The organism is Micromonospora sp. NPDC048871, from assembly GCF_043198155.1.
Classification (GTDB): domain Bacteria; phylum Actinomycetota; class Actinomycetes; order Mycobacteriales; family Micromonosporaceae; genus Micromonospora.
In genome coordinates, this window is record NZ_JBICUM010000014.1 from 49,050 (window position 1) to 61,224 (window position 12,175).

Annotated in this window: 9 protein-coding genes; 5 read left to right on the forward strand and 4 right to left on the reverse strand. The window is 71.9% G+C overall.

Going from position 1 to position 12,175, the window contains the following annotated elements:
* Nucleotides 1–76: 76 nt before the first annotated feature.
* From fxsA to ACGFIK_RS24175, 3 genes are read left to right on the forward strand one after another with little or no spacing between them, the layout of a single operon-like run.
* The gene (gene fxsA / locus ACGFIK_RS24165) at nt 77–268 is read left to right on the forward strand and encodes an FxSxx-COOH cyclophane-containing RiPP peptide (RefSeq protein ID WP_327025789.1); all 192 of its coding nucleotides are present in this window, start codon (nt 77–79) and stop codon (nt 266–268) included.
* Nucleotides 255–4,100, forward strand: a complete 3,846-nt coding sequence (gene fxsT, locus ACGFIK_RS24170; RefSeq protein WP_327025790.1) for an FxSxx-COOH system tetratricopeptide repeat protein — start codon at nt 255–257, stop codon at nt 4,098–4,100. Before fxsA ends, fxsT begins: the two co-directional genes overlap by 14 nt.
* A gap of 11 nt (nt 4,101–4,111) precedes the next feature.
* Complete coding sequence (locus tag ACGFIK_RS24175; RefSeq protein ID WP_327025791.1) at nt 4,112–5,101, forward strand: hypothetical protein; 990 nt, start codon at nt 4,112–4,114, stop codon at nt 5,099–5,101.
* Between the two features lie 22 nt (nt 5,102–5,123).
* Here ACGFIK_RS24175 and ACGFIK_RS24180 read toward each other — a convergent pair whose 3' ends face one another.
* Nucleotides 5,124–7,301: an AAA family ATPase gene (locus ACGFIK_RS24180; RefSeq protein ID WP_327025792.1), complete on the reverse strand. Its 2,178-nt coding sequence runs from the start codon at nt 7,299–7,301 to the stop codon at nt 5,124–5,126.
* A gap of 312 nt (nt 7,302–7,613) precedes the next feature.
* Here ACGFIK_RS24180 and ACGFIK_RS24185 point away from each other — a divergent pair, with 312 nt between their 5' ends.
* Together ACGFIK_RS24185 and ACGFIK_RS24190 are read left to right on the forward strand one after the other, a co-directional pair.
* A complete protein-coding gene (locus ACGFIK_RS24185; RefSeq protein ID WP_327025793.1) occupies nt 7,614–9,401 on the forward strand; it encodes a RyR domain-containing protein in 1,788 nt (595 codons plus the stop codon).
* Nucleotides 9,391–9,888 carry a hypothetical protein gene (locus tag ACGFIK_RS24190; protein ID WP_327025794.1) on the forward strand — a complete coding sequence of 166 codons (498 nt, stop codon included), beginning with the start codon at nt 9,391–9,393 and terminating at the stop codon, nt 9,886–9,888. The genes ACGFIK_RS24185 and ACGFIK_RS24190 overlap by 11 nt, the downstream gene beginning before the upstream one ends.
* A gap of 11 nt (nt 9,889–9,899) precedes the next feature.
* Here the strand turns inward: ACGFIK_RS24190 and ACGFIK_RS24195 are convergent, their stop codons facing one another.
* From ACGFIK_RS24195 to ACGFIK_RS24205, 3 genes are read right to left on the reverse strand one after another with little or no spacing between them, the layout of a single operon-like run.
* Entirely contained in the window at nt 9,900–10,526 is a 627-nt protein-coding gene (locus tag ACGFIK_RS24195; RefSeq protein WP_327025795.1) for a response regulator transcription factor, read from the reverse strand.
* Entirely contained in the window at nt 10,523–11,713 is a 1,191-nt protein-coding gene (locus tag ACGFIK_RS24200; RefSeq protein ID WP_393341462.1) for a sensor histidine kinase, read from the reverse strand. Before ACGFIK_RS24200 ends, ACGFIK_RS24195 begins: the two co-directional genes overlap by 4 nt.
* A gap of 10 nt (nt 11,714–11,723) precedes the next feature.
* On the reverse strand, nt 11,724–12,161 hold the full coding sequence (locus ACGFIK_RS24205) for an ABA4-like family protein (RefSeq protein ID WP_393341465.1): 438 nt from the start codon (nt 12,159–12,161) through the stop codon (nt 11,724–11,726).
* Nucleotides 12,162–12,175 lie beyond the last annotated feature (14 nt).

Below are 12,175 nucleotides of genomic sequence, written 5' to 3' on the forward strand. Positions count from 1 at the left end.
GGGCGTACGCAGCGGATCTGGCCAACGATCTATGTCCGGCTTCGAGGCGACCCGATATGCGATACGCAGACAGGCGGTGATCGGGTTGGACACCGGGGAAGACGTGTTGCGCTCCGATCTGATCGATCTGACCGAAGTGGACCTGGCCACCCTGGAAGGCGTACCCAGTCAGGTCCTGCTGGCCGCGCTGCACCGCCTGCAACGCCGCAGTGCCGCCGCCGGTGACCAGTACGCAGGCTGGAACAGTGCGATCGATGGCGACGACTGACCAGCCGGGCGGCCCGGCCGCCGTGGGCGGGGGAGAACCGGCGGCCCACTGCACCATCGTGTCCTTCGTGTCGCCGACCAGCGGCAACTCCGGGCGCAGCAGCGCGGTGGCCAACATCGCCTGGATCCTGGCCTCCAACGGCAAGCGGGTGCTGGCGGTCGACTGGTGCACCAAGACCCCCCGGGTCTACGACTACCTGCGCTCCTTCCGGGTCGACGCCGTCGCCAGCGCCGGGGTGTACGGCGCGGAGCTGGCCACCCTGACCAGCCCGCATCCGGACGCCCCCGGGCACCGCCCCTCCGCGCTGAGCGGGCCGCCCGCCCCGGAGCAGGGGATGCTCTACCGGTACGCGATCCCCGGCACCAGCTTCGGGTTCGCCCTGGTCGGGGTGAGCATGGAGGTCGACGGCCTGCCCAAGGTCGACCCGGTCCGGGCCCGGTTGCTGCTGCGCCAGGCCGGCTACGACTACGTCCTGATCGACACCCCGGTGGATCTCACCATGCCGGGGGTCAGCTACGCCGCGATGCTCAGCGACGTCGCCGTGGTCTGCATTCCGCCCCGCCGTCCCGCCCTCCAGCAGGCCGCCGACCTGGCCGACCAGCTGCAGCGGCAGGCCACCGGTGGCATCCGGATCCTCGCCGCACCCACCCTGCGGGATGTCAGCCAACCCTGGTACGGCGAGGCCCGCGACTCGGCCCGCAAGGCCTTCGCGAAGCTGCTGGACGAGTCCACCGGGGCACCGAACTCCGCCATCGAGATCGTGGAGGTGCCGGAACCGACCTACGACACCTACGACGACGTGCTGGCCGTGCTGGCCGACACCCCGGGCGAGCAGAGCAGCCTGTTGTCGGCGTACGAGCAGATGGCCTCCTGGATCAGCGGCGGCGCGGTGACCCGGGTGGCCGAGGTGCCCGAGCGGATCCGCCGCCGCTACCGGCGGGGGGTGCTGCTGGAACGCGCGGAGAGCGCGGACGAGATCCATGTGCTGTACGAGCCGGCGGAGCGGCCGTACGCCGACTGGATCGCCGGGCAGTTGCGGCGGGCCAACGTCCAGGTCCACCCGCACGCCCTGCGGGGTGGCGCCGCACCGGCGTACGAGTCGGACGCCACCGTGCTGGCCCTGCTCTCCCCGGGGGTGGTCAAGGCCCTGGGGGCCGGTCTGACGGCCGGCACGGACATCGAGGTGTTCGGGGTGCTGACCGACGGTCAGCCACCGAGCCACCTGGATGCCAGCCGGATCATCGACCTGCGCGAGGTGGACGCCGCCCGGGCCCAACCTCTGCTGCTGAGCCAGTTGGGCCTGATCGCGCCCACCCAGCCCACCGGCGACCTGCGCTCGGTCCCGCGCTACCCGGCCGAGACGGATCGGCGGCTGCGTTCCAACCTGCCGGCCCGCAACGACTCCTTCGTCGGCCGCAGCGACTACCTGGAACGACTGCGCGACCAGCTCACCGACGCCGGTGGGCCGGTGACCCTGACCGGCGGGGCCGGGGTCGGCAAGAGTGAGATCGCCCGCGAGTTCGCCCACCGCTTCGCCTACGACTACGACGTGGTCTGGTGGATACCGGCCCAGGACCGGGAGACCGTGCAGACGGCCCTGGGAGAGCTGGCCCAGGAGATCAACGTGGTGGACAGCGTCGGGGCGGCGGAGGCGGCCGTGGCCGCCCTGTCGGCACCCAGGGGCAGCATCGCCCGCTGGCTGCTGATCTACGACAACGCCGACGACGCCGAGGTGCTGTCCGGGCTGCTGCCCCGCCCCGGTGCCGGTCACATCCTGTTCACCTCCCGCGACGACGGATCGTCGAACCTGCCCTCCCCGCTGGAGGTGGCCGCCTTCAGCGGCGACGAGAGCGTCACCATGCTGCGGCGGATGCTCGGCATCAGCGCCGCGGACGCCCGGACCATCGCCGCCGCGGTCGACCACCTGCCCCTGGCGCTGCGGCTGGCCACGGCCTGGATCCGGGAGCGCACCCGCACCCTGGAACTGGAGGGGGTGCCCAACCTGGTGGCGGTCAGCCGGTCGGTGGAGGAACTGCTGTCCGGGGTCAGCCGCCCGGGTGTGGAGGAGCCGACCGAACGGATCCCGGGCTCGCGTACCTCCACGGTGGCCCGGGTGCTGGACAACACCCTGGCCACCCTGCGGGACACCGAGTTCGGGGCGCTGGCGATCCGGGTGGCCGAGATCGCCGCGTACCTCTCCCCGGAGGGGATCGGTCTGCCGCTGCTGCGTTCGACCTCGATGCTGGTGCAGTTGGCCGCGGCGGCCGAGGCCGACCCGGAGGAGATGCTGCTGGCCGCCGGGGAGATCGACCTGGTGCTGGCGGTGGGGGCCCGCTTCGCCCTGTTCGACATCGACTGGGGACGGGGTGCCGCCCTGCGGATGCACCGGGCCATCCAGGTGCTGATCCGCGAGTCGATACCCGAGCCTGAGCGAGGTGAACGACACCGCCAGGTCCTGCACGGCCTGGCCGGGTACGCGCCGACCGACCCGGAGGCCGACGACCGCCGCTACCTGCCGATCTTCGAGGAGCTGCAACGTCACCTGGTGCCCTCCGGGGCGTTGACCGCCGACGACCCCCGGGTGCGGCACTGGGTGGTCAAGCAGGTCCGCTACCTGTTCTACTTCGGCGACAGCGACGCCTGGCAGTCCGCGGTGCGCCTGGCCCAGCAGGCCTGTGACCGGTGGGCGGCCGGCGGCGACTTCGACCAGCTGACCATGCGCCTGTTCGTGCAGACCGCGAACCTGCACCGGGTGCTGGGCCGGCCCCAGGAGGCGCTGCGCCTGGACGAGCAGGTGCTCAGCGAGCAGCGTCGCCGCTACGGGCTGCGGCACTTCCGGACCCTCATCGCCGGCCGGGGCCGGGGCGGTGACCTGCGAGGGCTGGGCCGGTTCGAGGACGCCCTGGTGGAGGATCAGGCCACCCTCAACGGCTACTTCGAGGTGCTCGGGGGAGACCATCCGAACACCCGGATGGCGATCAACAACCTGGCCATCTCCTTCCATCTGACCGGCGACGCCCGGGAGGCCCTGCGCCTGGCGCACCAACTGTTCGACCGGTGGATGACCCTGTTCGGCCCGGAGGAGCCGGCGACCTGGCGGGCCTCCTGCCTGGTCGGCACCCTGGAGCGGGAGGTCGGCGAGTACGAGCTGTCGCTGACCACCCTGCGCGGCACCCTGGAGCGGGTGCACGAGCTGCGGACCGCCTCCCAACTAGACGAACTCCAGGTCAACCGCAGTCTCGCGGTCACCGAGCGCCGCCTGGGGCTGACCCTGGCCGCCAAGAAGCGCAGCATCGAGACCTTCCGCGGCTACCGGGACCGCTTCGGGGAGGACCACCCCCTGACCCGGTCCAGCCTGCTCAGCATGGCCATCGACTACTACCGGGCCGGGGACCCCGGGGTCGCGGTCGAGCACGCCATGCGCTGCCTGCGTGGCTACGAGCGGACCCTGGAGACCGGGCACCCCTTCACCGCGGTCTGCTCGGTGGACCTGGGCATCTGCCACCGGGGCACCGGCGAGTACGACCACGCGATCCGCGACGGGGAGCGGGGGATGCGTACCCTGCGGGCCCGGCTCGGCGACGCCCACCCCTGGACCCTGACCGCCGCGACGGCCCAGGCCGGTCACCTGGCCGCCCACGGTGACCTGGCCGACGCCGTACGACTTCAGCAGGAGACCCACCTGACCAGTCTGCGGTTCCTGGGCCGCGGACACCCCTGCACCGGCGACGCCGCCGCCAACCTGGCCGCCATCATCGCCCGCCGCGACGGGGTCGACGACCTCGGGGTGACCGCGCTGACCGACACCGACATCGACGTGCCGAGAAGCTGAGGAGTGACCAGGTGACCGACCCGCAGCTGATCGGTGCCGTGGTGGAGGAGTCCGCCGAGCAGGACGTCCCGGGTTTCCGCAAGAAGCGCAACCTGTGTCGCCAGTTGCTCCTGGACAATCCGTCGGTCTACCACCTCGCGCACTACACCGGGGGAGTGCTCGACTTCTCGCTCGACCTGCTGGCCCACGACTCGGCGCCGCCCGGTCGAGGGCACACCGACCTGACCCAGCGCCGGGAGGCGTACCGCCGGGTGGGCGCCCAGCTGGTCTACCGGGCCGCCGAACTCAGCCGACGGGTCTGGCACCTGCAATGTGGCGGGCTGGTGCGGTTGGCCGCACAGACCCGGGTGGACTACGTCTTCTGCAACACCACGACCGGCGGAGAGCACGTGGTGGGCTTCGCCAGCACCGCACCGGCCACCGACCCGGTGGTCGACCCGGCCGCGGCCAGCCAGGCCGACCAGGGGGCCGCCAGGCTCGCCACCGACCTGCGGGGGCTGGTACGACAGCCGTCACAGAATCCGGGCGGCTGGCAGACCGAGACATATGTCCCATCCTCCTCGGACGGCGACAACCGGCCCTACCTGACCGAGGTGGGTGACAGCGAGGCCGTCCTGGTGCAGGCCCTGCGCCCCTCCGGGCTGCACTATCTCAGTCATCACCGGCTGGGGGAGCAGGTCGGCGCGGTCGACATCCTGGGGCACCCGGATCTGGAACAGTTCTTCAACCGGGGTGCCACCGTGGCCGACCGGCGTACCGGCTACAAGCGCCTGGCTCGGGACCTGTCCCTGCTGGCGCTACAGGTCAGCCGGGACCTCCGCCGGGCGATCACCGGGGAGGTGGAGCGGTTGGTGCTGGATCTGGAGATCGGTGCGGTCTACTACTACCTGCTGGCCCCGGACGAGTACCTCTTCGGGGTGTGCCTGGACCAGGACTGGGTCAGCCACGCCGACCAGGCCATGTGGCGGGTGGGCACCCAACTGGCCCGGGACCGGGCCTAGGATCCCGCTCCCGGGCGCGGCCTCAGCCCTGGATGACCTGTCGGCGTACCTGGCCGCTGAGCCCGTCGAACATCGACCGGGCCTCCGACCAGTTCAGCGACCGGTCCGTCGACTCGGCCGGGGCCCCTCCCTCCGGCAGGGCCAGGTCGTCGAGCAGGTCCAGTTGGAACAGCGGCAGGTACTCGGCGATCCCGTCGTAGGTCTCGCAGAGCCGGTCCAGCCGTTGCAGGTCGGCCGGGTGGGGCGCGTGCCGGTGGTTCACGTACCACTGCTCGACCCCGTCGCGGAACGCCTCGATCAGCCGGCGCAGCACCAGGGCCGTGCCCAGGGCCCGCTGGACGTCCCGCGACCGCAGGCCCGCGCGCAGCAGCGGCGCCGCCTCGCCGGACCGGCGAGCCTCCGGCCGGGAGGGGGTGAAGGCGTCCCGTAGGTGACGTTCGAAGCCGACTAGCTGGTCCAGCGCCTGCACGGCCTCGACGAAGACCCGAGTCACCCGGCCCGGTAGGGCACTGGTCAGCCCGTTCTCGCCCGGGGGATTGGTGGCGGCCGGCTCGCGTCGCACCGGCCCTCGGGCGTCCGGGCGCAGGTCCCCCCGGATCTCGTCCAGTTGGTACGACAGCCGTTCCAGTGACCGCTGGGCGTTGGTCTGCTGCCGCTGGATGCGTTCCACCCGCTGCCGTACGGAGGTCAGGGCGTCCGCCCCGAGGGTCTGCTCCAGCCGCCGCATGGAGGCCTTGACGCTGCCGGACAGATCCTCCGCGAAGGTCTGCGGATCGTGAACGATCGGCTCCGCACTGAAGGTCTCCGTCAGGTCCGCGGAGAACTCCGCCGGCAGATGCCCGACGACGACCAGGATCACCTCGCTGTCCGGCACGGCCGAGCGGATGGCCACCACCCGACGGTTGAGCTCGTCGACCTCCTCGACCTTGAGCACCGACTCGGTCAGCAGGACGCAGCATCCGGCGCCCTGCTCGTCCAGGGGCACCCAGAAGTCCACCGGAAGGTCCCGCAGCGAACCGATCAGGTGGTCCCGCTGGTACGACCAGCCCTCCTGGGTGAGCACCCGCCGCACGTCGGCGGCGACATCCTGGCGGCTGGCCAGGTCGAACTGGACCCGTACCGCCTCCCGCACCATGCGATGGGTGACCGGGGTGCCCTCCTGCATGGCCCGCTGATACAGGTGATAGCACAACCGGATCAGTCGGCGGGGCACCCCGTCGGTCAGGTTGGTCAGGTATTCCGTGGTCTCCACCGTGAACGGGGACAGTCTCGCCTGACCGAAGGCCCGCAGTTGGCTCTGCCGGATGAAGTCCCGGACGTCCTGCGCGGTGAGCGCGGACATCCGCACGATCGGCCCGATCCGTTGGCGCACCTGCGGGGAGAGCAGGTGTAGCAGCTCCGGCAGCCCGGCGATCACCAGCAGGGCACCGGCCGAGGCGAAGACCCCGAGCATCCGGGCGAACCGGGCCATGGTCTCGTCCCCGGGCCGCCCCGCGGTGGACAGGATCTTGTCCAACTCGTCCAGCACCAGCACGAACCGTTCGTGGCGGCGGGCGTGCAGCAGGGCCAGCACCCCGATCGTCTCCACCGCGCCGGACTCCACATCCGACCGGGCGGTGACCCCGGCAGCGGTCAAGGCCGGCCCCGGGGGGTAACCCATCAGCCAGTCCCAGGCGGTGGCCTCCGTGGCCGGGTCGGCCAGCATCGCCAGCACCATGCCGACGGAGGGGTCGGTGGTGACCTCGGCCAACTCGGCACGCAACCGCTCGGCCAGCAGTCGGGTATCCGACCCGGCCGGCCGCTGCGCCGCCGTCTCGGTCACCTCCGCCCGGTAGCCCTGCACCAGGGCGCGTACCGCCTCCCGGGACAGTCGGCCCAGGAACCGGCGGCTAAGCGACAGGAAGGTGTCCGCGGGTGCGTCCAGGTAGACGGCCTGACCTGCCCCGACGCTGCCGCGCCGGGCGTGGGCCAGCAGTTCGGCCGCCAGATGGGTCTTGCCGGTGCCGTAGTCACCCACCACGGCGACCGTGCCGCCGTTGCCGGTGCGCAGGTAGTTGTCCAGGTGGGCGAGGGCGTCCCGGATGGCCACCGTGACCACGGTGGTGGCGGCGAGCGCACCGCCGTCGGTGACTCGGGCCACCGCTGTCGGGGAGAACGGATTGACCGGGTCGACCGCCGGCGGATCTTCGATTGCGTCCATTGCCCTGATCCTCCGGTAGCTCTGGTCTGGGCACCAGGCAGTCTCACGGCGGAGGGTGAAATCCCCGTACCCCGCCACCGGACCGTCTTCAAATCGTAGCCCTCGGTAGCCATCCCAGCGGACCTCCAATCGAGCTCAGATTCGGCCTCACCTGCAAAAAGTGCTGCTCGGCGGGTATGCCGAAAGCTCTGGTGATCGACTTCGTCCCATACCATTGGCCCATGGGCCAGTCCGGTGGCCGGGATGCCGACCGTGGCGGCCCGACCCGGCCGGGGCCCGCCCCGACGGCCCTCCGGAGGAGGACACCGTTCGATGACCGACCCGGCCTCCGGCTTCGTCCGGCCGTCCGCCTGGTGGCTGCGGGTGGTGTTCGGCGTCATCGGAGCGGTCGCCCTGACGCTGGGCTGGATCGGCTTCGAGCGGCTGGGCAGGTGTCGTCCGGAAGCCATCCACGACTCCTACGACGTGCTCTACTACGCGCTGCAACTGTTCGTCCTCAGCGCCGAGCCCTTCGAGAACCCCGGCCCGTACCCGTGGCAGTTGCAGGTGGCCCGCTTCGTGGCCCCGCTGTTCACCCTGCTGGCCGTCGCCGAGGCGGCCCGCCTGCTGCTGGCCGCCGAGATCCGTCGGTGGCGGGCCCGGCGGGCCACCGGGCATGTGCTGGTCTGCGGGGACTCCCAGTTCGCCCAGATGCTCGCCGACCGTCTCTTCGCCGACGGGGAGCGGGTGGTCGTGGTGCGTTCCGAGCCCTTCGGGCCTCTGGAGTACCGCCAGCCCCGCTACCTGGGGGTCATCGGCGACCCCAGCAGCCCCGAGGTGCTGCGGGGGGCCGGTCTGCCCCGGGCCCACACCATCTACGCCTGCACCCATGACGACGACCTGAACCATGCGATCGCCAACGCCGCCAGCCGCCTGATCCAGGACCGGCGCAATCCTCCCAGGGTCTACGTCCAGGTCCACGATCCGGAGGTGTGCCTGTCGTTGCAGGCCCGGCGGCTGGGGGCCGCCGGTTCCAGCCGGCTGCGGCTGGACTACTTCCACGTCGACGACATCGCCGCCCGCGCGCTGCACCGACACCATCCCCTGCAACCCGCCCGGGGCCGGGCCACGACCGTACTGATCGTCGGTAACGGCAGCTTCCGCCGTGCCCTGCTGGTCGAGACCGCCCGGCACTGGCGGGCCCAGGACGCCGGGACCCGACTGCGGGTGGACCTGGTGGCCCCGGACGCCGGGGCCGAACTGGCCCTCGTGGCGGCCCGCTACCCCTTCCTGCGTACCGTTTGTGAGGTGTCCACCTACGATCTGGACATCGCCGAACTCACCGGGTTGGCGCAGTTCACCACGGGCGGATACGACCGCATCTACCTCTGCCTGCCCGGCGAGAACAACGGACTGCAGTTCGCCCTGGACACTCCCGCCTTGTGGCAGGGCACCCGAGGCAGTGTCTTCGTGCCGGTCTACCGGCAGGCCGCTCTGGCGGCCGCCTTCCACGGCGACTCCCGACACGACCTGCTCGACGAGGTGCACGGCAAGCTGTGTCTCTACCCGGTGCTGACCCACGCCTGCGAGGCCGGGCTGATCGCCGAGGATCTCACCGAACGGTTGGCCCGGCAGATCCACGAGCGGTACCTGCACGCCCGACAACAGGCCGGGATGAGCTTCGGGGAGGCACCCGCAATGGTCGACTGGTCCGGGCTGCCCGAATCCCTGCGCCGGGCCAACCGCAGTCACGTCCAGGACATCGCCGCCAAGCTGCTGAACCTGGGCTGCGTGGTCGCCCCCCGGCACGGAAACACCGGTGACGCCTCGGCCGCCGGGCAGGCCATCGCCGACGGCATCGAACAGTTGGCCCGGCTGGAACATGAACGATGGTGCCAGGAACGGCGGGCGGAAGGCTGGACGTACGGTGAGCCGCGTGACGAACTCCGACAGCGGCATCCCGAACTACGCCCCTGGGACGAGCTGAGCCCGGCCGTGCAGGAGCAGAACCGTGAGGAGATCCGGGCGCTGCCGGATGTGCTGTCCGACAGCGGCTTCGAGTTGATCCGGCTGACCAGCCCGGTGCCCGCCCCACGGCCGGGAGCGGTCGATGGGCCGTGAACCCGGCCCGCTGCGGGTCGGCATCACCGGCCACATCCACCTGACCCGCGGCAGTGTGGGGCCGATCGCCGCGGCCCTGCGGGCCGAACTGGGCCGGCTCAGCGACCACCCGGTGCGGGGTGTCACCTGCCTGGCCGACGGCACCGACCAGATCTTCGCCCGGGTGGTGCTGGCCACCGGCGGCACCTACGAGGTGATCCTGCCCGCCCTGGACTACCGCGACACGATCACCGCCGCCCACCGGGCCGACTTCGACGACCTGCTGGGCCGGGCCAGCGTCATCATCCACACCGGGCACCGCCACTCCGGCACGGCCGCCTACCTGGCCGCCAACGAGGAACTGCTGAGCCGGGTGCAGTGGCTGATCGCGGTCTGGGACGGGTCGGCCGGCCGCCACGCGGCCTCGACGGACCGGACCATCGACATGGCCCGGCAGCGGGGCATCCCCACCACGGTGCTCTGGCCCGAGCAGGCCCACCGCAGCTAGATCTCGGCCCCTCAGACCCCGTGGGCGAACAACGCCAGGCGTACCCGGTTGGGGCTGCCGGTCTTCGTCATCAGGCTGGTGATGTGGGTCTTGACGGTGGTGACACCGATGTGCAGCCGCTGGGCGATCTCCGTGTTGGACAGGCCCTCGGCGACCAGCCCCAGCACCTCCTGCTCCCGCGCGGTCAGCCCGTCCAGACGTTGGGGGGTGCCCGGGCGGGCGTGCACCGCCCGCTGCACCAGCCGCCGCAGCACCTGCGGGCTGAACGGGCTGTCCCCGGATGCCGCCCGTCGGATGCCGTTGAGCAGCTCGGTGGGGGGTGCGTCCTTGAGCAGGAACCCGCAGGCCCCGGCGGTCAGGGCCGGATACAGGTGGTCGTCGTCGCCGAAGGTGGTCAGCACCAGCACCCGGGTGGCCGGCCGCTCGGCGAGGATGCGACCGGTGGCGGTGATCCCGTCCACCCCCGGCATCCGCAGATCCATCACCACCACCTCGGGCCGCAGCCGGGCGGCCAGGGACACCGCCTCCCGACCGTTGTCGGCCTCCCCGACCACCTCGAGGTCGGGGGTGGACTCACACAGCATCCGCAGACCGGCGCGGATCAGATGCTGATCGTCGACCAGCAGCACCCGGATCATGACACCCCTCCCGTGGCGGCGGGCAGCACGGTGCGTACCTGCCAGCCCCTGCCCGGCTGCTCGACCGGCCCGGCCGCCAACCGGCCGCCGAGCACCGCCACCCGTTCCCGCATCCCCGCTATGCCGTGGCCACCGCCGTCCGGCAGCCCGGCCGGCACCCGGCCCGGCCCGTCGTCGACCACCTCCCAGTGCACGGCCCCCTCGACCACCCGCACGGTCAGCCGGGCCACCGCGGCGGCACCGGCGTGCTTGGCCACATTGGTCAGCGCCTCCTGGGTCAGCCGCAGCACCGCCAGACCCCGTACCGCGTCGATTGCACCGATCGCCGGGTCGATGTCGGCCTCCACGGTGATCCCGGCCTGGCGGGCCCGGTCCACGGCCGCCCCCAGGGCGGCCGGCAACGCCGACGGCTCGATCGCGGTCAGCGCCGCGTCCCCGCGTACCGCCTCGGGGTCGCGCAGCACCGCGACCAGCCGGCGCAGGTCCGCCAGGGCCGCGGTGCCGGTGCCGTGCACGTCGTCGAAGACCGCGCCCACCCGGGGATCCAGGTCGGTGAGGACATGCCGGGCCACACCGACCCGCAGCACCATCGAGGCCACATGATGGGCCACCACGTCGTGCAGTTCCCGGGCGATGGCGCTGCGTTCGTCCGCGCGGGCGGCCCGCTGCTCCGACTCCCGGCGGCGCTGCTCCTCCGCCGCCCGCTGCTGCGCCTGGGCGGCCAACTCCCGGGTCGTCCGGACGACCAGGCCGAGCAGCAGCGGAACCCCGACCTCCAGCAGCAGCCCGACCACCCCGGAGAAGAACCGGGGCAGGGGCCTGCCGATCGAGTCGGTCAGGGCCACCGCCGCCAGCCCGGCCGCGGCCAGCCAGATCGTCCGGGTGGACCCGGCGCGCATGGTCAGTTCGAGCAACGCCCAACTGGCCCCCACCTGGTTGATCGTGATGTCGTCCAGGAGTCGGATCGCCACGGCCAGCAGGGCGGTCTGCGCCACCAGGTTGACCACCGGCCGGTGGTGCAACAGCAGGCCGAGGGAGAAGGCGATCACCGCCAGGGTCCACTGGGTGGCCACCGGCCCGCTGCCACCGAGCGGGTTGAAGATCAGGTAGCCGAGGCCCGCGAGGTCGAGCAGGAGCATCCGCGCGAAGCTGTCCCGCGCGTCGAACAGGCGTCCCACCCACCCCACGGAGATCACCCTAGCCCTCCGGATCGGTACGGCGGGGAGTCCACCTGCCCCGTAGGGCCAGGTACGCGCCCAGGCCGAGGGGGCCGAGGAGGATGGTCAACAGCAGCACCGGCGCCATCACCAACGACGGCACCTGCCGCTTGCGACTGTCCAGCCAGGCCCACCGGCCGACGAACAGATCGAACACGATCATGTGCGCCCAGCCCGCCGCCGCGCCGTTCTGCTCACCCAGCAGGCCACGTACCCCCTGAAGGGTCGGGGATGCCACCGCCGGCAGCACCTCGCCGAGGGCGGGCAGCACCAGCAGCGCGTAGATCACCACACCGGGGAGCACGATCCACGGCGAGGCGATGACCCGGGCGGTCACCGACCACTTCGGTGCCAGGATCATCAGCGCCCAGAAGGGCGCGGCCACCGCGAAGGTCAACGTGAACAGCACCTCGGTCATCTCTGCGCTCCTTC

What these genes read in the sequence shown, in the direction of transcription:
- fxsT (WP_327025790.1), top strand. Translation starts at nt 255, where the DNA reads ATGGCGACGACTGACCAGCCGGGCGGCCCGGCCGCCGTGGGCGGGGGA.
- ACGFIK_RS24180 (WP_327025792.1), bottom strand. Translation starts at nt 7,301, where the DNA reads ATGGACGCAATCGAAGATCCGCCGGCGGTCGACCCGGTCAATCCGTTC.
- ACGFIK_RS24185 (WP_327025793.1), top strand. Translation starts at nt 7,614, where the DNA reads ATGACCGACCCGGCCTCCGGCTTCGTCCGGCCGTCCGCCTGGTGGCTG.
- ACGFIK_RS24190 (WP_327025794.1), top strand. Translation starts at nt 9,391, where the DNA reads ATGGGCCGTGAACCCGGCCCGCTGCGGGTCGGCATCACCGGCCACATC.
- ACGFIK_RS24195 (WP_327025795.1), bottom strand. Translation starts at nt 10,526, where the DNA reads ATGATCCGGGTGCTGCTGGTCGACGATCAGCATCTGATCCGCGCCGGT.
- ACGFIK_RS24205 (WP_393341465.1), bottom strand. Translation starts at nt 12,161, where the DNA reads ATGACCGAGGTGCTGTTCACGTTGACCTTCGCGGTGGCCGCGCCCTTC.